Consider the following 23,354-nt stretch of genomic DNA (forward strand, 5'->3'; position numbering starts at 1 on the left):
TAACCCCAAGCAAAACCTCGCTTAGCGGTATAAATCATCACGTGAATAAGGCTCGATCTCGCCTTCTTTACGCGTTTTCAACAGCTTGAGGATCCAGGTGTACTGCTCCGGGTTCGGCCCCACCAGATTCTCCACCTCTTCATTCATCCGACGTGCAATAGTGTGGTCATCGGCCGTAGCCAAATCATCCATCGGCGGACGAATATAAACATCCAGCATGCTGGTCTTGCCATCATACACCGGGAACAATGGCACAATGGCCGCGCGGCAAACTTTCATCAGGCGTCCAACCGCCGGCAGCGTCGCCTTATAGGTGGCGAAGAAATCGACGAATTCACTGTGTTCAGCACCGTGATCCTGGTCGGGCAGATAATAACCCCAGTAACCCTGACGCACCGAACTGATAAACGGTTTGATGCCGTCATTGCGCGCATGCATCCGGCCACCAAATTTACGGCGCACCGTATTCCACAAATAATCGACTAACGGATTGCTCTGGTTGTGGAACATCGCCGCCATCGGCTGACCGCGAGCCGCCATCAGCATCGCCGGAACATCCACCGCCCAACCATGCGGCACCAGGAAAATCACGTTACGGCCTTCTTCACGGATTTTATCCAGCACCTCTTCACCATGCCAGCGAACGCGCTTGAGCACTTTCTCCGGTTTGGTGCAGGCCAGTTCGGCCATCAGGATCATCGATTGCGGCGCGGTGGCGAACATCTCATCAATGATGTGCTCACGCTCGTTTTCCGGCACTTCCGGCAGGCAGTACAGCAGATTGATACGCGCGCGGCGTCGGGCACCTTTGGCCACTTTGCCGGCCAGCTTGCCAACCGCACCAAGCACCGGATCGCGCAGGCGAGCAGGCACCAATGAAATGCCGGCCATCAGCCCGGTTCCCAGCCAAACGCCCCAGTAGCGTGGGTGGTAAAAGGCTTTTTGAAATTGTGGAATGAACTCTGAGTTCGATTTTTTTTCGTTTTGCATGCACAAGCTCTTAACTTAGCGGTTCGGCTAATCATAATTGCAAAGGTCGATTTTGCAATTAACCACGGCGAAGCACCAATATAAAACAACATCGGCCCGAAATCAGGCCGATGGAATCACTGGCGCAGTAACGCGCCCGAACAAAGGGATTAATCCAGTTGCAGTTGCGGAGTGACTTCCTTCACCTGCGCCAGATAATCACTGCGATCTTTACCGCTCAGCCCTTCAGAGCGTGGCAGTTTCGCCGTCAACGGGTTCACCGCCTGTTGGTTGGTCCACATTTCAAAGTGCAGATGCGGGCCGGTTGAGCGGCCGGTGTTGCCGGACAACGCGATACGGTCCCCACGTTTCACCTTCTGCCCTGGCTTAACCAGCAGCTTTTTCAGGTGCATATAACGCGTGGTGTATTGGCGGCCATGACGGATCGCCACATAGTTACCGGCAGCGCCGCTACGCTTGGCGATCAACACTTCACCGTCACCCACGGCCAACACCGGAGTACCGACCGGCATCGCAAAATCGACACCTTTGTGCGGCGCAATGCGCCCGGTGACCGGATTAACCCGACGCGGGTTGAAGTTGGAAGAAATGCGGAACTGCTTCATGGTTGGGAAACGCATAAAGCCTTTCGCCAGACCGGAACCCTGGCGATCGTAGAATTTACCGTCCTCGGCACGGATAGCATAGTAATCCTTGCCGCCGGTACGCATGCGCACACCCAGTAACTGGCTCTGAGCACTCTTGCCGTCAAAGTGTTCGCGGGACATTAATACCGAGAATTGATCGCCCTTGCGCAGTTTGCGGAAATCCAACTGCCACTGCAGCGCTTTGATCACCGAATTGATTTCTGCTCGGCTCAGGCCGGCACTGCTGGCGCTGCTGACAAAGCTGCCGTTCAAACGGCCGCTGATCACGTTGTTGCGCCATTCGCCCTGTTGAGATTCCTGGGTTTCTTTGAAGTTGTTGCCAGTACGATCGTAGGTGCGGGTCTCACGCCGGGAGACTTCCCAGGTCAAACGCTGCAGATCGCCGGCATCATTCACTGTCCATGACAGCTGCTGGCCGATTTTCAGATTACGCAGATCGCGGTTTTGCGATGCCAGCAGCGTGACGTCCGACATATCGATACCATATTGGGTCAGGATACTGCCCAGGGTATCGCCAGTGGAAACCACATATTCATGCACTCCATCCTCACCGGCGACCTTCTGGTCCAGCTCATCCTGTGGGATGTCATCATCGGGGGTGGCTTGGTCGAGATCGATCGGCTCACTGGCTTCGGGCAGCAAGGACCGTAACTGACTGGATTCTAATTCAATACTCTTAACGATGGGGTTATGTTCTGGGTGATAAACAAAAGGCCGCCAGACGGCAACGGCCAATGTAACCACTGTCAGCGACCCCAGCATGACGCGATGGGGCCGTGGCAGGTTGTTATACGCCAGAGCGATAGTTTTGACTATCTGCTGCACTCGATTTTATCCTCATAATCTTTACTTCAGGCAGCTCACGTACTGGTTTGACAGCTGAGTCAGGAAGTTCCCGTAGCTGTCTTTCCCCAGTGCGATGCCGGTGCCCAGCGGGTCCAGCGTTCCAGAACGCACTTTGGTCCCCTTGGCAACCGCATTGATTACGGCTGGCCTGAATTGTGGCTCAGCAAAAACGCAGACTGCTTTCTGCTCAACCAACTGTGTTCGAATTTGGTGTAAGCGCTGTGCTCCAGGCTGGATTTCGGGATTAACGGTGAAATGGCCCAATGGGCTCAACCCGAAATGTTTCTCAAAATAGCCGTAAGCATCATGAAAAACAAAATATCCCCTACCTTGCACAGGCTTAAGCATGTTACCAACATTTTTGTCAGTTTGCGTCAGCAGATTCTCGAACTGGCGCAGGTTTGCGTCTAATTTGTCCTTATTTTGTGGCATAAGTTCCAATAACCTGTCGTGAATCGCGATCGCGGTCACTTTTGCCACCTCCGGAGACAACCAAACGTGCATGTTATACTCGCCGTGATGGTGTCCATCGTCCCCGGCATGATCGGCATGATTATGCGCATCGGCTGCATGATCATGGTCGTGCTCATGGTCGTGTTCGTCGTCTTCACCCTTCATCAGCAGAGGTTTCACCCCACTCAATTCGCTGATGGCAAGTTGACGGTTAGCCGACACTGAGGTTAAGGGTTTGGTCAGAAAAGCCTCCATATCCGGCCCCACCCACACCACCAGATCGGCGGCGCGCAGACGCTGGATATCGGAAGGCCGCAGCGCGAAATCGTGTGGTGATGCACCCGCCGGCAACAGCACCTCGGTCGGCGTCACGCCGTCGGCTATTGCCGCAGCGATAAAACCGACCGGGCGAATCGAGGTCACCACCGCCGCAGAGGCGCTGCTCAGGGGCCCGGCCATCATCAATGCGGTTGCCAGCAGCGTGCGCTGCAGCCATTTATTTTTCTGTGCCATTCTCAGTTATCCCGTCGTTTTCATCAGCGAGGCGTGATATTATAACATTCGGTTAGTTCTGCAAAATGTAATCATGAGATGTCCACACTGACAACGCTAAAAAATATCTCCGTCTCCTTTGGTAGCCGCAAGGTGCTGTCGAATATTTCGCTCAGCCTTCAGCCGGGCCGTATTCTGACGCTGCTCGGCCCCAATGGCGCGGGCAAATCTACGCTGGTGCGAGTGGTGCTGGGCCTGGTTGCGCCCACCGAAGGAACACTGGTGCGTGAGCCTGGCCTGCGCATTGGTTACGTGCCGCAAAAACTGCACCTCGACGCCACTCTGCCGCTTACCGTCAGCCGCTTTATGCGCCTGAAGCCCGGCGTCAAAAAGGCCGATATTCTGCCTGCGTTGAAACGCGTGCAAGCGGCCCACCTGCTCGATCAACCCATGCAAAAACTCTCCGGCGGTGAAAACCAGCGCGTATTGCTGGCCCGTGCGCTGCTGAACAAGCCACAACTGCTGGTGCTGGATGAGCCCACCCAGGGGGTAGACGTCAACGGCCAACTGGCGCTGTACGATCTGATCGACCAACTGCGTAAAGAGTTGGGCTGTGCAGTATTGATGGTGTCCCATGACCTGCACCTGGTGATGGCGAAAACCGATGAAGTGCTGTGCCTCAACCAACACATCTGCTGTTCCGGCGCACCGGAAGTGGTCTCGATGCATCCTGAATTTATCGCCATGTTCGGTAACCGCGGTGCGGAACAGCTGGCGGTCTATCGTCACCACCATAATCACCGTCACGACCTGCAAGGACGAATTGTGTTGAAGAATACCGGGGGCCGTGAGGCATGATCGAACTGTTATTACCCGGCTGGCTGGCCGGCGTGTTGTTGGCCTGTGCCGCCGGTCCGCTCGGCTCATTTGTGGTCTGGCGTCGTATGTCCTATTTCGGCGATACCCTGGCGCACGCTTCATTGTTAGGCGTGGCGTTCGGCCTGCTACTGGACGTGAACCCCTTCTATGCGGTGATTGCCGTAACGCTGGTCCTGGCGCTGGTGTTGGTGTGGCTGGAGCGTCGCCCGCAGCTTTCCGTTGATACTTTGCTCGGCATTATGGCGCACAGCGCACTTTCATTGGGGCTGGTCGTAGTCGCACTGATGTCCAACGTGCGGGTCGATCTGATGGCCTATCTGTTTGGCGATTTGCTGTCAGTCACCCTCACCGATATCTGGATGATTGGCATTGGGGTCACAGCCGTGCTGCTGATCCTGTGGTGGCAGTGGCGTAATCTGCTGTCGATGACCGTCAGCCCTGAGCTGGCACACGTTGACGGCGTTAATCTGGTGCGCGCGCGTACCGTGTTGATGCTGGTGACCGCCCTGACCATTGGCCTGGCGATGAAATTCGTCGGTGCGCTGATCATCACTTCACTGTTGATTATTCCTGCGGCGACTGCACGTCGCTTCGCCCGTACGCCGGAACAAATGGCGGGATATGCGGTGTTGGTGGGCGTGCTGGCCGTAACCGGCGGGTTAACCTTCTCGGCCTTCTACGATACCCCGGCGGGCCCATCAGTAGTCTTAAGCGCCGCAGTGCTGTTTGTTTTGAGCTTATCCAAAAAGCAGCAGGCCTGATTTCAGGCTGCTACAGATGTACAAAGGGCCGCAACGCGGCCCTTTTTTGATGCTGACGGCTATCCAATACTTACTCTTCGCGCACCATGCCAAAGTGTTTATAGGCATGATTGGTAGCCATGCGTCCGCGCGGCGTGCGTTGGATAAAGCCTTGCTGGATCAGGAAGGGTTCGATAACGTCCTCGATAGTTTCCCGCTCCTCGCCTATCGCGGCGGCCAGGTTATCCAGACCCACCGGCCCGCCAGTGAACTTGTCGATAATCGCCAGTAGCAGCTTGCGGTCCATGTAGTCGAAACCTTCGGCATCAACGTTCAGCATATCCAGCGCCTGCATCGCCACTTCACCATTGATCACCCCATTGGCACGGACTTCGGCAAAGTCACGCACCCGACGCAGTAAGCGGTTGGCAATACGCGGAGTCCCACGTGCGCGGCGAGCCACTTGGTGGGCCCCCTCTTCCGACAGATCCAGTCCCAGGCAATTGGCGCTGCGTGAAACGATATGCTGCAAATCGGCGACCTGATAAAACTCCAGACGCTGCACAATGCCAAAGCGGTCACGCAGTGGCGAGGTCAGTGAGCCGGCGCGGGTGGTTGCGCCCACCAGCGTGAACGGCGGCAAATCGAGTTTGATCGAGCGTGCGGCCGGGCCTTCGCCGATCATGATATCCAGCTGATAATCTTCCATCGCCGGGTACAGCACTTCTTCTACTACCGGAGAGAGACGGTGGATTTCATCGATAAACAAAACGTCGTGAGGTTCGAGGTTGGTCAGCATCGCGGCCAGATCGCCCGCCTTTTCCAATACCGGCCCGGAAGTGGTGCGCAGGTTAACGCCCATTTCATTGGCGACGATGTTGGCCAGCGTGGTTTTACCCAACCCTGGTGGACCGAAGATCAGTAAATGGTCCAGCGCGTCGCCACGCTGCTTGGCCGCCTGAATAAAGATTTCCATCTGCTCGCGGACATGCGGCTGACCAACGTATTCTGTCAGCAGCTTCGGCCGAATGGCGCGATCAAGAAATTCTTCTTCATTGATCGGTTCGGCAGAAATCAGGCGATCGGCTTCAATCATTATCTACCCCTTATTGACGCTTACAGCGCGGCGCGTAACGCGTCACGGATCAGGGTTTCGCAATCGGCGCCCGGTTTGGCGATTTTGCTGACCATGCGGCTGGCTTCTTGCGGTTTGTAGCCCAGGGCCACCAGCGCAGAGGCCGCTTCGGCTTCCGCATCCATTTCGGCAGCTTGTGCTGCGGTGGGGAGAGTGATTTCACTGCTGTTGTTGAACAGATCGCCATTAAGCCCTTTGAAGCGGTCTTTCATTTCCACCACCAGACGCTCAGCGGTTTTCTTGCCAACCCCAGGCAATTTCACCAGCGTGGTGATCTCTTCACGCTCTACCGCACTGACAAACTGTTGCGCTGACATGCCGGACAAAATAGCCAGCGCCAGCTTTGGCCCTACGCCGTTGACTTTGATCAACTCGCGGAACAACGCACGCTCTTGTTTATCATTAAAGCCGTACAGCAGTTGTGCATCTTCGCGCACCACAAATTGGGTAAACACGATAGCCTCTTGCCCCAGTTCCGGCAGCTCATAAAAGCAGGTCATCGGCATATGCACTTCATAGCCCACGCCGTTTGCCTCCAGTAATACCAGTGGTGGCTGCTTTTCCAGAATATTTCCTCTGAGACGACCTATCATTTACCCTCCTGCAGAATTCATGAGCATGACCTGCTGCCATGCCGTGCTGGTAAAGCTTATAACATAAAAAAGGCTGGATGAATATCCAGCCCAAGTGATCACTGATTAAACCCTACTTTAAACGTCCCCGCGCCAGGCTCAATCGCCCTTCGCTCATCCGCAGCACGTTTTGGCTGAGATGGCAGTGGGTAATGGCGATGGCCAACGCATCGGCGGCGTCAGCCTGGGGATTGGCCGACAGTTTAAGCAAGGAGCGCACCATATGCTGCACCTGCGCTTTTTCCGCCGCGCCGGTACCGACCACCGTTTGCTTCACCTGGCGGGCCGCATATTCAAACACTTCCAGATCCTGGTTCACGGCAGCGACAATCGCCACGCCGCGTGCCTGCCCAAGTTTGAGCGCCGAATCCGGGTTCTTCGCCATAAACACCTGTTCGATGGCGAAAAAGTCCGGTTTAAACTGGGTGATGATTTCGCTAACGCCCGCATAAATCAGCTTCAAACGCGTCGGCATATCATCCACCACGGTGCGGATACAGCCGCTGGCAATATAGGTCAACTGGCGGCCCTGCTGGCGAATAAGGCCATAACCGGTGACGCGCGATCCGGGATCGATACCGAGAATGATCGTCATCCCTACACCCACCTTGCGTTAAGCATTAACTTCGCCAGGCGCTGCCACAAAGCAGCGCCGTACTTCAACCCGATTACAGCGTCGCTGCAACTTCGTCGGAGATCTCACCGTTGTGGTAAACCTCCTGCACATCGTCACAGTCTTCCAGCATGTCGATCAGGCGCAACAGCTTAGGCGCGGTTTCCTCATCCATATCGGCCTTGGTCGATGGGATCATGGAAACTTCTGCCGAGTCGGCGGTAAAACCGGCTGTGGTCAGCGCGTCTTTCACTTCGCCGAGGTTTTCCCAGGCGGTGAATACGTCGATCACACCGTCGTCGTAGCTGACGATATCTTCAGCACCGGCTTCCAGTGCCGCTTCCATCACCACGTCTTCATCCAGGCCCGGTGCGTAAGTGATTACGCCCTTCTTGGTGAACAGGTAAGCCACGGAGCCGTCGGTGCCGAGGTTACCGCCGCACTTGGTGAAGGCATGACGCACTTCGGCCACGGTACGGTTACGGTTGTCACTCAGGCATTCGATCATCACGGCAGTGCCGCCTGGACCGTAGCCTTCATAGATGATGGTTTCCATGTTGGAATCATCATCGCCACCCACGCCGCGCGCAATGGCACGGTTCAGGGTGTCACGCGTCATGTTGTTGGACAGCGCTTTGTCGATCGCCGCACGCAGACGCGGGTTAGCCCCCGGGTCGCCACCGCCCAGTTTCGCGGCAGTCACCAGCTCGCGAATAATTTTGGTGAAAATTTTACCGCGCTTGGAATCCTGCGCTGCTTTACGGTGCTTTGTGTTGGCCCACTTACTATGACCTGCCATAAAAAATCTCCGAAAAAAATTACTGGACTGAATTAATCACAAACTCTTCAATCGCCTGCTGATTGCTCCAGGACTTGGTCAACTTCACGGCTTGTGCCGCCTCAAGCCACTGGTAGGCGTGATGCTCGGTAATCACCGGATCGCGCTCTTCAGGCAAAGCCAGACAGAACCAGTGCTCTTTATTGCGCGTGGTTCCCGGGGCATAGCGATGTCGCAAATGGACAAAGAGTTCAAACTCCACACAGCGCTGGCAATCGAACAACGGCAGATTCTCTGCTTCGATATCGATGCCGACTTCTTCCATGACCTCACGCCGTGCGGCATGCGGCGGCGACTCATCCTCCTCCAGGCTGCCGGTCACCGACTGCCAGAATTCGGTATCATCGCGCCGCTGTAACATCAGCACCCGGCCACTGGAGATGGCATAAATCACTACCAGAATTGACTCGGGTCGCTTGTAGTTCATCACTCGCTCTCTTGTTCAGAGGCTTTCTTCACCACACAAATCCCCAACTCCTGCAACGACGCCGGGTTGGCGAAGCTCGGCGCTTCGGTCATCAGACAGGCCGCAGCGGTGGTTTTCGGGAAGGCGATGACGTCACGAATGTTGTCGGTACCGGTCAGCAGCATCACCAGACGGTCCAGGCCGAAAGCCAGGCCGGCGTGTGGTGGGGTACCGTACTTCAAGGCGTCCAACAGGAAGCCAAACTTCTCGCGCTGTTCGTGTTCGTTAATCCCAAGGATGCTGAACACCGTTTGCTGCATTTCGCTGCGGTGAATACGCACCGAACCGCCACCCACTTCGTAACCGTTGATGACCATGTCATAAGCGTTGGCAATGGCGGTGGTTGGCGCAGTTTTCAGCTCTTCCGGGCTCATGTCGCGCGGTGCGGTAAACGGATGGTGCATCGCCGCCAGACCGCCTTCGCCGTCTTCTTCGAACATCGGGAAGTCGATCACCCACAGCGGTGCCCAGCTGTCGAGTTTGGTCAGTTGCAAGTCACGACCCAGCTTCAGACGCAGCGCGCCCATCGCATCGGTCACAATCTTGAAGCTGTCGGCACCGAAGAACAGAATGTCGCCAGACTGCGCGTTGGTGCGCGCCAGGATCGCTTCCAGCACTTCCGCGCTGAGGAATTTGGCGATCGGGCTCTGTACGCCTTCCATGCCGGCGGCGCGGTCATTGACCTTCAGCCATGCCAGGCCTTTAGCGCCATAGATATTAACGAAAGCACCGTACTCGTCGATCAGCTTACGGGTCAGCTGTGCGCCGCCCGGAACGCAGATCGCGGCAACGCGGCCTTTGGCATCGTTAGCCGGGCCGGAGAACACTTTAAACTCTACGTCTTTCACCAGATCGGCAACGTCCACCAGTTCCAGCGGGTTACGCAGGTCGGGTTTGTCGGAGCCGTAACGGCGCATGGCTTCTTCGAAGGTCATGATCGGGAAATCGCCCAGCTCCACCTTCTTCACGTCCAGCCACAGTTCACGCGCCAGTTTCTCCATCACTTCACGCACCTGTTCGGCAGTCATGAAGGAGGTTTCCACGTCGATCTGGGTAAATTCAGGCTGACGGTCGGCACGCAAATCTTCGTCGCGGAAGCATTTGACGACCTGGTAGTAACGATCAAAACCGGACATCATCAGCAACTGCTTGAACAGCTGCGGTGACTGCGGCAACGCGTAGAATTTGCCTTTATGTACGCGGCTCGGTACCAGGTAGTCACGAGCGCCTTCAGGCGTGGCTTTGGTCAGCATCGGCGTTTCGATGTCGAGGAAGCCATGGCTATCCATAAAGCGGCGCACGAAGCTGGTGATCTTGGCGCGGGTTTTCAGACGGTCGGCCATTTCAGGGCGACGCAGATCCAGGTAGCGATATTTCAGGCGCGCTTCTTCGCTGTTGACCTGGTTGGAGTCCAGCGGCAATGGCTCGGAGCGGTTGATGATCTCCAGAGCATGGGCGAACACTTCCACTTCGCCGGTCGCCATATCTTTATTGATCTGGCTGTCCGGACGGGCACGCACGGTGCCGACGATCTGGATGCAGAATTCATTGCGCAGGTCGTATGCCTTATCGAACGCAACCTTTTGGTCCGGATCGAAGAACACCTGCACGATGCCTTCGCGGTCGCGCATATCAATAAAGATCAGGCCGCCCAGATCGCGACGACGGTTGACCCAACCACACAAAGTGACTTCCTGGCCCACGTGAGACAGATTCAACTGCCCGCAATATTCAGTACGCATACGCTATCCTTTTGGCTTAAGCCGATGCCGCGCGGGCTTTTGGCACCTGCCACACGGCTGTTTTCTGATGAACTCTATTTATTACCCGGTTTGGCGTCTGATGCATACCAACCGGTGCCCTTTAACTGGAAACCGGTGGAAGAAATCAGCTTGGTTAACGCGGGCTGCCCACACGCCGGACAATCTGTCAGCGGCGCATCGGAAAATTTTTGCAGTTTCTCTAATCGAAGGCTGCAAGCACCACATGCATATTCATAAATCGGCATAGGTCGTTGGAGTAAAGTGTGTTGAAAAAAGGCGATCATTATAAAGGAAATTCATGCGCCAGATAAGTGCGAACACAGCTTTGTTGCAGCACTAAATGACCTGTTTTTGTCCGAAATAACACATTGCTTAACAAATTTCTCATTAACCCGTGACGCTTTTTTCACGTAGCCTGAATCCACGCTTGTTTGGCGCGTCACTTCAGTTGCGCGTATTTCATCCACCCCGTAACGAGATCTTCCCATGTTAAAACTTGATGCTCAAACCACAGCTTTGGTATTGATTGATTTGCAAAAGGGTATTCTGCCTTACGCCGGCGGGCCTCACAGCGCCGAGAGCGTGGTGGCCAACGGAGCGCAACTGGCGGCACACTTTCGCTCACTGGGCGCACCGGTGATCCTGGTGCGCGTCGGTTGGTCAGAAACCTTTGCCGAAGCGCTGAAACAACCGGTGGATCAACCTTCCCCAGCCGGTGAGTTGCCTGCCAACTGGTGGGAATTCCCTGAATCGCTGGCGGTTAACGACGGCGACATTCTGGTGACCAAACGCCAATGGGGCGCATTTTACGGTACCGACCTTGATCTGCAACTGCGTCGTCGCGGCATTAAATCCGTCGTGCTGGGGGGGATTGCCACCAACATTGGCGTGGAATCAACCGCCCGCGCTGCCTGGGAGCACGGCTACGAGTTGCTGATCGCCGAAGACCTGTGCAGCGCACCTAACGCTGAAATGCACCAGTTCGCTTTCGACAACATCTTCCCGCGTCTGGCGCGCGTTCGCAGCACCCGCGAAATTCTTGCCGCCCTCAGCAAGTAACGTTAAGTTGTAAGGGCGCGGCATACTGCGCCCGCGTTTGACTGACAGGGAAAATTAAGGAAGATGCCAGCTTGATGTATATCGGACTCCCACAGTGGCAACACCCGGCCTGGAACCGTATCGGGCTGCGCGATCTGGCGGATTACAGCCGCTACTTTAACTGCGTGGAAGGCAATACCACCTTCTACGCGTTACCTAAACTGGAGATCGTTCAGCGCTGGCGCGACATGACCACTGATGATTTTCGCTTCTGTTTCAAATTCCCCGCCACCATCAGCCATAAGGCCGCACTACGCAACTGTGATGCCGATCTACAGGCGTTCTACCACTGTCTGAGCCCGGTGCATCAGCGCATCGGCCAGCTTTGGCTGCAACTGCCTGCCGCGTTTGGCCCGGCGGAATTACCGGCGATGTGGCAATTCTTTGATGCCTTGCCGAAAGAGTTCACCTACGGGGTGGAAGTTCGTCACCCGTCGTTTTTCGCCAAAGGTGAAGAGGAACGGCTGTTAAATCAGGGGTTGCATCAGCGCGGCATCAATCGGGTGATCCTCGACAGTCGCCCGGTGCATCACGCCGTCCCCAACAGTGCAGCGGTTCGTGATGCTCAGCAGAAAAAACCCAAACTGCCGGTGCATGCGCTGGTCACCGCCAACAATCCGCTGGTGCGTTTTATCGGTGGCGATGTGTTGCAAGATAACCTGCGCTGGTTTGATGCCTGGCAACAAAAACTGCCTGCCTGGCAATCACAGCATCAGCCTTTCCTGTTTATCCATACGCCAGATAACGGCGATTCCCCCCAGCAGGCACAGAAAATTTGGCAGCAACTGCGTCAGGCTATTCCGAATTTACCGCCCCCGCCAGACTGGCCCGAGCAGGATGCACTGTTTTGACCTATTAATCTGACCAATAACATCAGATTTTTCCTCGCGACAGTGAATGCAATGGCGGCTATGATGCTGGCTGCCAGTTTTGGTTAGGGAATGGAGTTAAAAATGGTAAGCGCGCTTTATGTCGTGCTCGGCGCACTGTTGTTGATCAAACTATCTTATGACGTGGTTAGGCTAAGGATGCAATACCGTGTCGCTTACGGAGACGGCGGCTTTTACGAGCTACAAACCGCCATCCGCGTTCACGGCAATGCCGTAGAATACATCCCTATCGCCGCCGTTTTGCTGGTGATCATGGAGATGAACGGCGCTGAAGTGTGGATGATCCATATTTGTGGCCTGATGTTGATGGCCGGCCGTCTGGTGCATTATTACGGTTTACGCAATCGTGAAGTCCGCTGGCGTCGTTCCGGCATGACTGCCACCTACCTTTCGTTGGTGTTAATGGTGCTGGCCAATATTTTCTATCTACCGTGGGATATTATTTTCAGCCTTCATTGATCCCCGCACGACCTCAGGCGGTTACGCCGCCTGCTTCCGCTGCTCTTTCTTGCCATTTTCTGTTAGCATATGCGCCTTCGAATTCTGAACTGATTTGCCGCCATGCCAAACCGCGATACTCTTTTTTCTGCCCCAATCGCCAAACTGGGCGACTGGACCTTCGACGAACGCGTCGCTGAAGTGTTCCCTGACATGATCCAGCGTTCCGTTCCCGGCTATTCCAATATCATTTCGATGATTGGCATGCTGGCCGAACGTTTCGTTCAGCCCGACAGCCAGGTCTATGACCTCGGATGTTCACTGGGCGCAGCAACGCTGTCGATGCGAAGGAATATCAAGGTGGCCGGGTGCAACATCATTGCCGTAGACAATTCCCCGGCGATGGTGGAACGCTGCCGCCGCCATATTGACGCCTTCCGCGCCGACACCCCGGTAGAAGTGATCGAGGCCGATATCCTCGATATCAACATCGAAAACGCCTCCATGGTGGTGCTTAACTTCACCCTGCAATTCCTCGAGCCGGCCGATCGCCTGCGCCTGCTGGAACAGGTTTACCGCGGGCTGCGTCCGGGTGGCGCGCTGGTGTTGTCGGAGAAATTCAGCTTTGAAGATACCGATGTCGGTGAGTTGCTGTTCAACATGCATCACGATTTCAAACGCGCCAACGGCTACAGCGAACTGGAAATCAGCCAAAAGCGCAGCATGCTGGAAAACGTCATGCTGACCGACTCCGTTGCCGCCCACAAGACCCGTCTGAAACAGGCCGGTTTTGAACATGCGGAAGTTTGGTTCCAGTGTTTTAACTTCGGTTCACTGATCGCCCTGAAATCAGGAGCTGCAGCATGATTGAGTTCGGTGATTTTTATCAGCGCATCGCGAAAAGCAACCTCAGCCACTGGCTGGATACTCTGCCCGCGCAGCTCAGCGCCTGGCAGCGAGAATCGCTGCACGGCAAGTTCAAACAGTGGTTTAACTCGGTTGAACACCTGCCGGCGCTGACGCCGACCCGCCTCGACCTGTTGGACGGCGTGCGTGCCGAAATGGACCCACCGCTGTCACCGGGCCAGTTGGAAGGTATCGAAAAAATGCTGCGCACCATGATGCCGTGGCGTAAAGGGCCGTTCTCTTTGTATGGCATCGATATCGACACTGAATGGCATTCCGACTGGAAATGGGATCGCGTTTTACCCCACATTTCACCGCTGGCCGGCCGTACTATTCTCGATGTCGGCTGCGGCAGTGGCTATCACCTGTGGCGCATGCTTGGCGCGGGTGCGCAGTTGGCGGTGGGCATCGACCCGATGCAGCTGTTCCTGTGTCAGTTCGAAGCGGTGCGTAAACTGCTGGGCGGCGATCAGCGCGCTCACCTGTTGCCACTCGGCATTGAACAACTGCCTGAACTGGCTGCCTTCGATACGGTATTTTCGATGGGCGTGCTGTATCACCGTCGCTCGCCGCTGGATCATCTGTACCAGTTGAAAAACCAGTTGGTTAACGAAGGCGAGTTGGTATTGGAAACCCTGGTGATAGAAGGCGACCGTAATCAGGTCCTGGTGCCAGGCGACCGCTATGCGCAAATGCGTAACGTCTACTTTATTCCGTCAGCCGAAGCGCTGAAATGCTGGCTGGAGAAGTGCGGGTTCGTCGACGTGAAGATTGCCGACATGTGTGTGACCAGCACCGAAGAACAGCGCCGCACCGACTGGATGACCAGTGAGTCACTGGCCGAGTTCCTCAACCCTAACGACCCTGGCAAAACCATCGAAGGTTACCCCGCCCCGCTGCGTGCCGTGCTGGTGGCCCGGAAGCCTTAAACGGATTCCTCGGGGTTTGGCATGCCAGACCCTGAGTCTCCCCTTCACGCAGTATGTTCCCCCCATCCCATGAATAATCCCCATCAAGTTCAAGCATAAACATCAATGTATTAAACAAAAATCCACCCTTATGTATTCCCCTCTATTACCATAGTAACCCTCCGGGTATTTTTGGCCAAATTCCGATTTTACTCATTACTTTATATTTTTATTGACGAAACCAAGAACCAAAACATAGTAACCAATTAAGAATTTTCCCAACACATTTTTGTTTAAAATGGATAATAATGCAGCACAAACTAACTCATTGATTGTGAATATTTTTAATTTAAATTTGAAAAAAAACGAATCCTGAACAATGCTATGTTGCATGGTTCATTTGACATAAGCGGTATAGACTTATTTTTATAATCAAAATTTATTTTTTACAATGCAAAAACAGTCAATTAAAAATATAGACTACAGGAATGAATGATATGAAAAGGCTCGAGCTACTAGATTATGGACGCCTGTTTGCCGCTTTAATGGTTGTCTTTTATCATTATACGTTTAACGGCATAAATAATGGGAAGGTTTATTCTATAGACTTAATTACAAACTTAGCTGATATAACAAAGTATGGGTATTTGGGTGTGGAGCTATTTTTCATGATCAGTGGCTATGTTATATTTCACTCAGCTAAAAATAGAACTGCCGCAAAGTTCGCGCTATCTCGGGTAACACGACTCTACCCAGCCTATTGGTTCGCTATTTTATTCACATCTCTCTTTGCTTATTTTCTTGGCGGAGATTCAATGTCCGTTAAGGTTAGTCAAATTCTTGTCAACTTCACTATGTTGCAATCATTATTTGGTGTTGAGAATGTTGATGGTGTTTATTGGACACTAATATTTGAACTTAAATTTTATCTTCTGATATTTGCAATGCTTTTACTTGGGCTAAATAAATATTTAGAAAAAATAATTATCGCATGGGGCGTTGTCATTGCTGCATCTTATTTTATTGGTATGGAGAATCGTGTATACCTCGGTGGATATTATGGTTTCTTTGTCTCTGGTGCGTTATTTGCTATGTTAAGAGAACGTTTTACAGTGCTCAGGTTCTTGGTGATTACATCCCTGTATGTAATAAGTACAATTTATATTATGAATCGAGTTGAAATACCAGGCCTAATTTCCAGCCCTGGTCACTCACCCTATATTATCACTATGGTGATCACCATTTTTTATCTCTTCTTCTTCTTCCAAAACACAATGTTATCTGAGCGATTGAAATTAAAGGGTTCTAAACTGGCAGGAGCATTAACATATCCAGTTTACTTAATTCATGCGCATTTCGGGTATATGATGATAAATAAGTTCGCAACAAATGATAACAAGATAATTGCCTACATAGCAATTATAACCACTGTTTTTATTATTGCTGCATTGATGCATTTTATTATAGAGAAAAAATTGTCATTTTTATGGAAGGCTCTATTCTCCACAACCATAGAAAAACCAGTAGCTCAAATTCAAATTTATGTTAATACATTCTTGGCAACTCTGAGTAGAAAAAGTAAAGTGGCTTGAAAATTTAAATAAACAGTTAAACTCATCGACCTTTTTTTGGTCGATGAGTTTTCATATTTACAGGTTAAATTTCCAGATCTGATGTATCCAGATGGTCGTCAAGAGTAAAAGGGACTACGCATTTTCAGCCTAATACTCCTTTATCTTTATCTTTATCTTGCGCAGTTCGCTATCTGTTAGGCGCTTTGCGCCAGCGGATCAACCAGCGCCAGCGAGTTTTTCATCGCCTCAACCATTTCACCATCCACGCAATAATGACTAAACTCATCAAACTCACTGTCTGAACACATGGTCACACCGGCTTTACGATAGCGCATGGTCGAAGGCACCGCATGACCGGATGAGCTGTGCAGTTCCTGAATGCCGATATCAACAAACTTATGCAGATTGCTCAGCCGCACACCGGCACCCGCCATAATCATCGGCCCCTCACTGGCCTGCAGCAGGTCACGTAGCAAGGGTAAACCCAACTCTGCGTTTTGCTGTTGGCCGGAGGTCAGTATCCGCACGACACCCAACTGAGTCAGTTGATCGAGCGCGACCATCGGGTTCTGGCACATGTCAAAAGCACGATGAAAAGTCACCGCCATATTGCCACTTAACCGCATCACTTCGCGCATGCGCGGCAGATCGATATGCCCTTCTTCATCCAGCATGCCAACCACCACACCGGCAAAACCCATGTCGCGGATCTGTGCAATATCATGCTTGATTACGTCGAAATCCACCGCACCGTAGCAAAAATCTCCGCCACGTGGGCGAATGATAGGATGCACCGGCACGCTGACTCTGTCGCGCGCCAGGCGTAATGAGCCGTAGCTGGGTGTCAAACCGCCCTCACTCGGGCTGGCACACAATTCTATGCGATCGGCACCTGCCCGCTCAGCCGTCAGCGCGCAATCGACGCTATAGCAGCAAACTTCCAGTTTAATCATTGTCACCCCCAGATGACGGCTAACCTGCGACGGCAATTGTTAATTTTTCCATTTATCTCGTAGGCTGATACAAAGGTATAAACCTATACAGGGTAGTAACTATGGCATTCAATTTTGATCAATGGGTAGACCGTAGTCACAGTGACAGCGTTAAGTGGGATAAATATCGTGACCGCGACATCATTCCACTCTGGGTCGCCGATACCGATTTCCCGTCACCGCCGGCTATCATCGACGCATTACAGCAGCGCGTAGCGCATGCAGTATTCGGCTACAGTCATCCCTCCCCTGAACTCATCGAGGTTTTTACCCGCCGCATGCTAGAGCGCTACGGCTGGCGTATCAACCCCGAATGGCTGATTTTCCTGCCTGGAATGGTTTGCGGTCTTAATTTATGCGTGCGCGCTTTTACCGCCGAAGGTGAAGGCACCCTGGCTCCGTCACCGATTTACCCCCCGTTTCGCAAGGCGGCAAAATTCGCCGGGCGCTCGCAGATGTCGGTGCCCTTAGCCCTGCATGCACCACCGTCGCTGGCTGTTGGACTTCAATGCCATCGCCGGTCAGCTCAATGGCAAAGAGAAATTACTGTTGTTGTGCAATCCGCAAAACCCGGGTGGAACCGTCTACCGCAAACAGGAGCTATTGCAGCAGCTAGCGTTTGCCCAGGCCCATGGGTTGATGGTCTGTTCGGATGAAATTCATTGCGACCTGTTGCTTGAACCTGGCTGCGAACACATCCCCTTTGCTACCTTGAATGAAGACGCTGCCCAGCGCAGCATCACGCTGATGTCGCCGTCGAAAACCTTCAACATTGCCGGGCTGGGCGCCTCGATGGCGATTATTCCCAACCCAGAGTTACGGCAAAAGCTGGTTCGTGCGCGCAGTGGCATCGTGCCGGAGGTCGACGTGCTGGCACTGGTTGCCGCACAGGCCGCCTACCAGCATGGACAAGCCTGGCTTGACGCGCTGTTGATATATCTGCGCGCCAACCGTGATTTGGTGACCGAACGTATTAATGCCATGCCCGGTCTGTTGCTACAGCCCATCGAAGCGACCTATCTGGCCTGGATCGACTGCAGCCAACTGGCGGTCGATAACCCACACGCCTTCTTTGAGCAGGCCGGAGTCGGTTTAAGTCCGGGGCTGGATTTTGGCAACCGACGCTTTGTCCGCTTAAATTTCGGTTGTCGGCGCGAGTTGTTGCTCCAGGCGCTGGATCGCATGACGCTGGCAACCCAGGCGCTGATGCCAAATTAGGCTTGTTCGCTGGCGACAATGTCCCGGATCGAATAAGGATGAAATTTAATGGTCACCGTACCGTCGGTGATCGCCAGGGTTGGGTTCGGCAAACGTTCGCCCTCGCCCTGCGGAGAGCTCTGTTTCAATTTAATCCCGGGTGCCAGCAGCGCCTCATCAGGCAAATGACTCAATGCCCGCGCATACAAGGTGGCCGGTTCGCCGCTCAACACCAGCTCCACATGTTCCCAGCCCTCGTGCGGATAACGTTTATCGCCGGGATAAGGCAGCTCCACGCAGTCGATCAGCCAGGGTCCAACCTCGAGTGGCTGCCGGAGATCAAACAAACAAATCGGCCGACCATTAATCATCGACTCTGACAACAGTGAGCCACACTGCTGCAACCCCTGCCGCCAGCGATCGGCCGTGGTGTTTTGGTGACAACGTACCGAAATATGATCGGCCGTAAACTGGGACAAATCCAAGTGTAGTTTTTCGGCAAACCGGCTCAACGCCAGTTCAAAGCGTGGCAGGTCCAGCGCTAAGTCATTCAGTTCGGCAATCGCCGGGAAGGTGGTCATAGGATCCTCGCAACTACAGAAAGCGGTTTTCAGGGGGGGTAATTTACACGCCTGAGGCGTAGCTATCCACTCGGCTGATGGGGAAAGTGGCCATTTCCTGGTTCAAATTTCCACGCCAGATTAAATCTGCCATTCATTTGTCATAAAAAGCACAAAAGAATAATTTCCTCGGCTTTTATTACACTTTGGCTTAGCCTTTCCTGGTTTTTAATTCATGAAAATAGTTGCAGCATAAGTTTATAGCTTTTTCTTATGACTGGCATGTTGAAGGTATTACTAACTTATTAAGTAAGTCAATTCACGCCATCCGTTACTTACAAAAGCTTAAGAAATAGTTAACCTCCTAACGAGAAAAATGGAGCCAGACTCAAACAAAAATACCAACAGACTGTTTTTACATCACTTTATTAATCACCACACCTGAGAATCTTCCTAAACAGAAGCGACGTAATTGCTTGAAAATATCAATTGAGCTACTTTAGTGAAAATTGAGTTAGAGATAATCACTTATGTTCCTTTTAATAGTTTCTTTGCTATTGGTAGTCATTGCTGCCTATGCGATATATCGCCACTTTAAATCGCGTCGCAATAACACGCTGGATGCTGGCCGTCGAAAGAAAAAACACTAACCTCGCTGATTCCATTTTATCCCATTCATGTCTTTTCTCGTATGCACCCCACATTGCCATCTGCATTTTTCACTCATAGCCGGCGGGCATTTATGAACCCCGACTTTCACCTAATCCTCCCGCGTCAACTGCTGACGTAACCCATCAGATCGGTTACAATTACAGGCTGTTTTGTGGTGGGCCGCCGTCTTGACGCGCAGCCAGAAAACCACCTTTGAATCCCGCAGGGGCATGGCACACGGCCCCTCGTTCGTCATTAAGGTAACCCGGTGAATATTCAGGTTCTTCTTTCAGATAAAGTCAGCCAGGCGCTGATTGCCGCAGGCGCACCCGCCGATTGCGAAGCCCAGGTCCGTCAGTCCGCAAAAGCGCAGTTTGGCGACTATCAGGCCAATGGCGTGATGTCCGTTGCCAAGAAACTTGGCATGCCACCGCGCCAGTTGGCGGAAAAAGTGGTGCAACTGCTTGATCTCGGCGACGTCGCCAGCAAAGTAGAAATCGCCGGTCCCGGCTTTATCAATATCTTCCTGAACAGTTCATGGGTCGCGCAGCAAGCCGATCGCGTGCTGAGCGCACCCAAACTGGATATTGCCCCGGTTAAACAACAAACCATCGTTATTGACTACTCTGCCCCTAACGTGGCGAAAGAAATGCACGTCGGCCACCTGCGTTCCACCATCATCGGTGACGCCGCCGCACGTACCCAGGAGTTCCTGGGCCATAAAGTGATCCGCGCCAACCACGTCGGCGACTGGGGTACCCAGTTCGGCATGTTGATCGCCTATCTGGAAAAAATGCAGAATGAAAACGCCAGCAATATGGACTTGTCCGATCTGGAACAGTTCTATCGTGAAGCGAAGAAGCACTACGATGAAGACGCCGATTTTGCCGAACGCGCTCGCGCCTATGTGGTGAAGCTGCAAGGCGGCGATCAATACTGCCTGAAGATGTGGCGCAAGCTGGTCGACATCACCATGGCGCAAAATCAGCTGACCTATAACCGTCTGAACGTCACCCTGACCGAAGACGACGTGATGGGTGAAAGCCTGTACAACGCGATGCTGCCAGGCATCGTTGCCGATCTCAAGGCTAAAGGCCTGGCGGTGGAAAGCGAAGGCGCTACCGTGGTCTTCCTCGACGAATACAAGAACAAAGACGGCGATCCAATGGGCGTCATCATCCAGAAAAAGGATGGCGGCTACCTGTACACCACCACCGATATCGCCTGTGCTAAATACCGTTATGAAACGCTGGGCGCCGATCGCGTGCTGTATTACATCGATTCGCGTCAGCACCAACACCTGATGCAGGCCTGGACCATCGTGCGCAAAGCCGGCTACATCCCGGACAGCCTGTCGCTGGAACACCACATGTTCGGCATGATGCTGGGTAAAGACGGCAAGCCGTTCAAAACCCGCTCAGGCGGTACGGTGAAACTGTCCGATCTACTGGACGAAGCCGTGGATCGCGCCGGTAAACTGATCGCCGAGAAAAACCCGGACATGCCGGTGGAAGAAATGCAAAGCCTGGCCAATGCCGTGGGTATCGGTGCGGTTAAATACGCCGACCTGTCAAAAAGCCGTACTACCGATTACATCTTCGATTGGGACAACATGCTGGCGTTTGAGGGCAATACCGCACCTTATATGCAGTATGCCTATACCCGTGTGGCCTCCGTATTTAAGCGCGCAGGGATTGACGAAAGCAATCTGACCCTGCCGTTGGTAATGACCGAAGAGCGTGAAATCACTCTGGCGACCCGTCTGCTGCAGTTTGAAGAAGTGATCACCACCGTGGCGCGCGAAGGCACTCCGCACGTAATGTGTAGCTACCTGTACGACCTCGCGGGTCTGTTCTCCGGCTTCTACGAACACTGCCAGATCCTGAATGCGGACAGTGAAGAAGCACGTCAGAGCCGCCTGAAGCTGGCGCTGCTGACCGCCAAAACGCTGAAAGCCGGTCTGGATACGCTGGGTATCGAAACCGTCGAACGTATGTAAGCCATCAAGGCTGAATACGAAAAAGGGTCGCCGAGAGGCGACCCTTTTTACTGTATTGGTGACAGGGATATCCGTTTATGCCACCCGACGGGCAAAGTCGCGAGGGCGGAAGCCCAAACCGCCCAGCACGCCAAAATAAGCCACCACGCCGGTGACCACCACCAGCGCCAGACGCAGCAAACGCTCCAGCATATTGCCCTGATCCCAGGCCGGCATCAGCCACATTATACCGACCAGTACCACCGACATCACGATCACTGCGATCACCAGCTTGGTCAGGAACATCGCCCAACCCGGTTGTGGGTGGAAAATCTTCTGCTTACGCAACTGCCAGTACAGCAGCGAGGCGTTAATACAGGCCCCGAGACCGATCGACAGCGAAAGCCCGGCATGTTTCAACGGCCCGATAAACATCAGGTTCATCACCTGAGTCAAAATCAACGTGATAATGGCAATTTTAACCGGCGTTTTAATGTCCTGGCGCGAATAGAACCCGGGTGCCAACACCTTGACCACGATCAGCCCCATCAGCCCGACCGAATAGGCCACCAGCGCGCGCTGAGTCATGGCAGCGTCAAAGGCGCTGAATTTGCCATACTGGAACAGCGAAACGGTCAACGGTTTGGCCAAAATACCCAGGGCAATCGCACTCGGCAGCGCCAACAGGAAGCACAGGCGCAGGCCCCAATCCATCAGGCGTGAATACTCGTCGTGGTTACCACTGGAGAAACTTTTCGCCAGTGACGGCAGCAGGATAGTGCCCAGAGCTACGCCCAGCACGCCGGAAGGGAACTCCATCAGACGGTCGGCATAGTACATCCAGGAAACCGAACCTGAAACCAGGAACGAGGCGAAAATGGTGTTGATAATCAGTGAAATCTGGCTAACCGAAACGCCAAAAATCGCCGGTCCCATCTGACGCATCACGCGCCATACGCCGGCATCGCCAAGCTTGATGCGCGGCAGCACCAACATGCCGATCTTCTTCAGGTGCGGAAGCTGGTAACCCAGTTGCAGTACCCCACCCACCACCACCGCCCAGGCCAGCGCCATCACCGGTGGATTGAAGTAAGGGGCGGCAAACAGCGCAAAACCGATCATGCTGACGTTCAACAACGTCGGCGCAAACGCCGGGATCGAAAAACGGTTCCAGGTATTGAGGATCGAGCCGACCAGCGAGGCCAGCGATATCAACAAAATATAGGGAAAGGTGACGCGCAACAGCGACGACGTCAGGGCAAACTTGTCCGGCGAATCGGCAAAGCCCGGAGCCGTAATGTAGATAACCCAGGGCGCGGCCAACATGCCCAACACCGTCACCAGCGCCAGTATCAGCGTCAACAGCCCGGATACATAGGAGATAAAGGTCCGCGTCGCCTCTTCACCCTGCTGGTTTTTATATTCAGCCAGGATCGGCACAAACGCCTGCGAAAATGCCCCCTCGGCAAAAATACGCCGCAGCAGATTGGGCAGTTTGAACGCCACGAAGAAGGCATCTGTTGCCATACCGGCGCCAAATACCCGCGCCACGATCGCGTCACGGGCAAAGCCCAGCACCCGCGAAAACATCGTCATAGAGCTGACGGCGGCCAATGATTTTAGTAGGTTCATGTGGTTTTTCTGATGTGCCCTGTAAATGTCGACGCC

General features: G+C 53.5%; 22 protein-coding genes and 1 pseudogene. 10 read left to right on the forward strand and 13 right to left on the reverse strand.

Annotated elements, in window-relative coordinates; genetic code table 11:
* Nucleotides 1-21: 21 nt before the first annotated feature.
* The 3 genes from lpxM to znuA form a co-directional block, all read right to left on the reverse strand.
* The gene (gene lpxM / locus QOT07_RS14405) at nucleotides 22-990 is read right to left on the reverse strand and encodes a lauroyl-Kdo(2)-lipid IV(A) myristoyltransferase (protein WP_012145495.1); all 969 of its coding nucleotides are present in this window, start codon (nucleotides 988-990) and stop codon (nucleotides 22-24) included.
* 149 nt (nucleotides 991-1,139) lie between these two features.
* The gene (gene mepM, locus QOT07_RS14410; RefSeq protein WP_099064263.1) at nucleotides 1,140-2,462 is read right to left on the reverse strand and encodes a murein DD-endopeptidase MepM; all 1,323 of its coding nucleotides are present in this window, start codon (nucleotides 2,460-2,462) and stop codon (nucleotides 1,140-1,142) included.
* Between the two features lie 21 nt (nucleotides 2,463-2,483).
* Nucleotides 2,484-3,449 (reverse strand): zinc ABC transporter substrate-binding protein ZnuA, encoded by a 966-nt coding sequence (znuA, locus tag QOT07_RS14415; RefSeq protein WP_283603395.1) that lies wholly within the window; start codon nucleotides 3,447-3,449, stop codon nucleotides 2,484-2,486.
* A gap of 78 nt (nucleotides 3,450-3,527) precedes the next feature.
* Between znuA and znuC the strand changes: the two genes are divergently transcribed.
* Both znuC and znuB read left to right on the forward strand, forming a co-directional pair.
* The gene (gene znuC / locus QOT07_RS14420) at nucleotides 3,528-4,286 is read left to right on the forward strand and encodes a zinc ABC transporter ATP-binding protein ZnuC (RefSeq protein WP_112348397.1); all 759 of its coding nucleotides are present in this window, start codon (nucleotides 3,528-3,530) and stop codon (nucleotides 4,284-4,286) included.
* Nucleotides 4,283-5,068: a zinc ABC transporter permease subunit ZnuB gene (gene znuB, locus QOT07_RS14425; RefSeq protein ID WP_099064266.1), complete on the forward strand. Its 786-nt coding sequence runs from the start codon at nucleotides 4,283-4,285 to the stop codon at nucleotides 5,066-5,068. Before znuC ends, znuB begins: the two co-directional genes overlap by 4 nt.
* A gap of 70 nt (nucleotides 5,069-5,138) precedes the next feature.
* On the opposite strand, the gene ruvB is transcribed toward znuB, so the two are convergent.
* The 7 genes from ruvB to QOT07_RS14460 form a co-directional block, all read right to left on the reverse strand.
* Nucleotides 5,139-6,143 carry a Holliday junction branch migration DNA helicase RuvB gene (gene ruvB, locus QOT07_RS14430; protein WP_099064267.1) on the reverse strand — a complete coding sequence of 335 codons (1,005 nt, stop codon included), beginning with the start codon at nucleotides 6,141-6,143 and terminating at the stop codon, nucleotides 5,139-5,141.
* 20 nt (nucleotides 6,144-6,163) lie between these two features.
* Entirely contained in the window at nucleotides 6,164-6,775 is a 612-nt protein-coding gene (gene ruvA / locus QOT07_RS14435; protein ID WP_099064268.1) for a Holliday junction branch migration protein RuvA, read from the reverse strand.
* A 112-nt stretch (nucleotides 6,776-6,887) separates the two neighbouring features.
* Nucleotides 6,888-7,409 (reverse strand): crossover junction endodeoxyribonuclease RuvC, encoded by a 522-nt coding sequence (gene ruvC, locus QOT07_RS14440; RefSeq protein ID WP_085117154.1) that lies wholly within the window; start codon nucleotides 7,407-7,409, stop codon nucleotides 6,888-6,890.
* 73 nt (nucleotides 7,410-7,482) lie between these two features.
* Nucleotides 7,483-8,226, reverse strand: a complete 744-nt coding sequence (locus tag QOT07_RS14445) for a YebC/PmpR family DNA-binding transcriptional regulator (protein ID WP_283603396.1) — start codon at nucleotides 8,224-8,226, stop codon at nucleotides 7,483-7,485.
* A gap of 19 nt (nucleotides 8,227-8,245) precedes the next feature.
* On the reverse strand, nucleotides 8,246-8,692 hold the full coding sequence (nudB, locus tag QOT07_RS14450) for a dihydroneopterin triphosphate diphosphatase (protein WP_099064270.1): 447 nt from the start codon (nucleotides 8,690-8,692) through the stop codon (nucleotides 8,246-8,248).
* Nucleotides 8,692-10,473: an aspartate--tRNA ligase gene (gene aspS / locus QOT07_RS14455; protein ID WP_283603397.1), complete on the reverse strand. Its 1,782-nt coding sequence runs from the start codon at nucleotides 10,471-10,473 to the stop codon at nucleotides 8,692-8,694. Before aspS ends, nudB begins: the two co-directional genes overlap by 1 nt.
* A 74-nt stretch (nucleotides 10,474-10,547) precedes the next feature.
* Nucleotides 10,548-10,778 (reverse strand): FmdB family zinc ribbon protein, encoded by a 231-nt coding sequence (locus tag QOT07_RS14460; RefSeq protein ID WP_332871787.1) that lies wholly within the window; start codon nucleotides 10,776-10,778, stop codon nucleotides 10,548-10,550.
* Between the two features lie 202 nt (nucleotides 10,779-10,980).
* Between QOT07_RS14460 and QOT07_RS14465 the strand changes: the two genes are divergently transcribed.
* The 6 genes from QOT07_RS14465 (at nucleotide 10,981) to QOT07_RS14490 (ending at nucleotide 16,326) form a co-directional block, all read left to right on the forward strand.
* Nucleotides 10,981-11,553: a hydrolase gene (locus QOT07_RS14465; RefSeq protein WP_283603398.1), complete on the forward strand. Its 573-nt coding sequence runs from the start codon at nucleotides 10,981-10,983 to the stop codon at nucleotides 11,551-11,553.
* 74 nt (nucleotides 11,554-11,627) lie between these two features.
* Nucleotides 11,628-12,443 (forward strand): DUF72 domain-containing protein, encoded by an 816-nt coding sequence (locus tag QOT07_RS14470; protein WP_099064273.1) that lies wholly within the window; start codon nucleotides 11,628-11,630, stop codon nucleotides 12,441-12,443.
* A 102-nt stretch (nucleotides 12,444-12,545) separates the two neighbouring features.
* Nucleotides 12,546-12,941, forward strand: a complete 396-nt coding sequence (locus QOT07_RS14475; RefSeq protein WP_099064274.1) for an MAPEG family protein — start codon at nucleotides 12,546-12,548, stop codon at nucleotides 12,939-12,941.
* A gap of 102 nt (nucleotides 12,942-13,043) precedes the next feature.
* Nucleotides 13,044-13,787: a carboxy-S-adenosyl-L-methionine synthase CmoA gene (gene cmoA / locus QOT07_RS14480; protein ID WP_099064275.1), complete on the forward strand. Its 744-nt coding sequence runs from the start codon at nucleotides 13,044-13,046 to the stop codon at nucleotides 13,785-13,787.
* Nucleotides 13,784-14,755 carry a tRNA 5-methoxyuridine(34)/uridine 5-oxyacetic acid(34) synthase CmoB gene (gene cmoB, locus QOT07_RS14485; protein WP_283603399.1) on the forward strand — a complete coding sequence of 324 codons (972 nt, stop codon included), beginning with the start codon at nucleotides 13,784-13,786 and terminating at the stop codon, nucleotides 14,753-14,755. Before cmoA ends, cmoB begins: the two co-directional genes overlap by 4 nt.
* 476 nt (nucleotides 14,756-15,231) lie before the next feature.
* A complete protein-coding gene (locus QOT07_RS14490) occupies nucleotides 15,232-16,326 on the forward strand; it encodes an acyltransferase family protein (RefSeq protein WP_283603400.1) in 1,095 nt (364 codons plus the stop codon).
* A gap of 176 nt (nucleotides 16,327-16,502) precedes the next feature.
* Here the strand turns inward: QOT07_RS14490 and cutC are convergent, their stop codons facing one another.
* Entirely contained in the window at nucleotides 16,503-17,261 is a 759-nt protein-coding gene (gene cutC, locus QOT07_RS14495; RefSeq protein WP_283603401.1) for a copper homeostasis protein CutC, read from the reverse strand.
* A 101-nt stretch (nucleotides 17,262-17,362) separates the two neighbouring features.
* On the opposite strand from cutC, the pseudogene QOT07_RS14500 reads away from it, so the two are divergent.
* A pseudogene (locus QOT07_RS14500) lies at nucleotides 17,363-18,518 on the forward strand (MalY/PatB family protein).
* On the opposite strand, the gene QOT07_RS14505 reads toward QOT07_RS14500, so the two are convergent.
* The gene (locus tag QOT07_RS14505) at nucleotides 18,515-19,078 is read right to left on the reverse strand and encodes a VOC family protein (RefSeq protein ID WP_283603402.1); all 564 of its coding nucleotides are present in this window, start codon (nucleotides 19,076-19,078) and stop codon (nucleotides 18,515-18,517) included. The pseudogene QOT07_RS14500 and the gene QOT07_RS14505 overlap by 4 nt on opposite strands.
* Nucleotides 19,079-19,976: 898 nt before the next feature.
* Here QOT07_RS14505 and argS point away from each other — a divergent pair.
* Nucleotides 19,977-21,707: an arginine--tRNA ligase gene (gene argS, locus QOT07_RS14510; protein ID WP_261426429.1), complete on the forward strand. Its 1,731-nt coding sequence runs from the start codon at nucleotides 19,977-19,979 to the stop codon at nucleotides 21,705-21,707.
* A gap of 75 nt (nucleotides 21,708-21,782) precedes the next feature.
* On the opposite strand, the gene murJ is transcribed toward argS, so the two are convergent.
* On the reverse strand, nucleotides 21,783-23,318 hold the full coding sequence (murJ, locus tag QOT07_RS14515) for a murein biosynthesis integral membrane protein MurJ (protein WP_261417553.1): 1,536 nt from the start codon (nucleotides 23,316-23,318) through the stop codon (nucleotides 21,783-21,785).
* Nucleotides 23,319-23,354: the final 36 nt, after the last annotated feature.

Origin of the sequence: Serratia proteamaculans (assembly GCF_949794035.1) — a bacterium.
Lineage (GTDB): Bacteria > Pseudomonadota > Gammaproteobacteria > Enterobacterales > Enterobacteriaceae > Serratia > Serratia proteamaculans.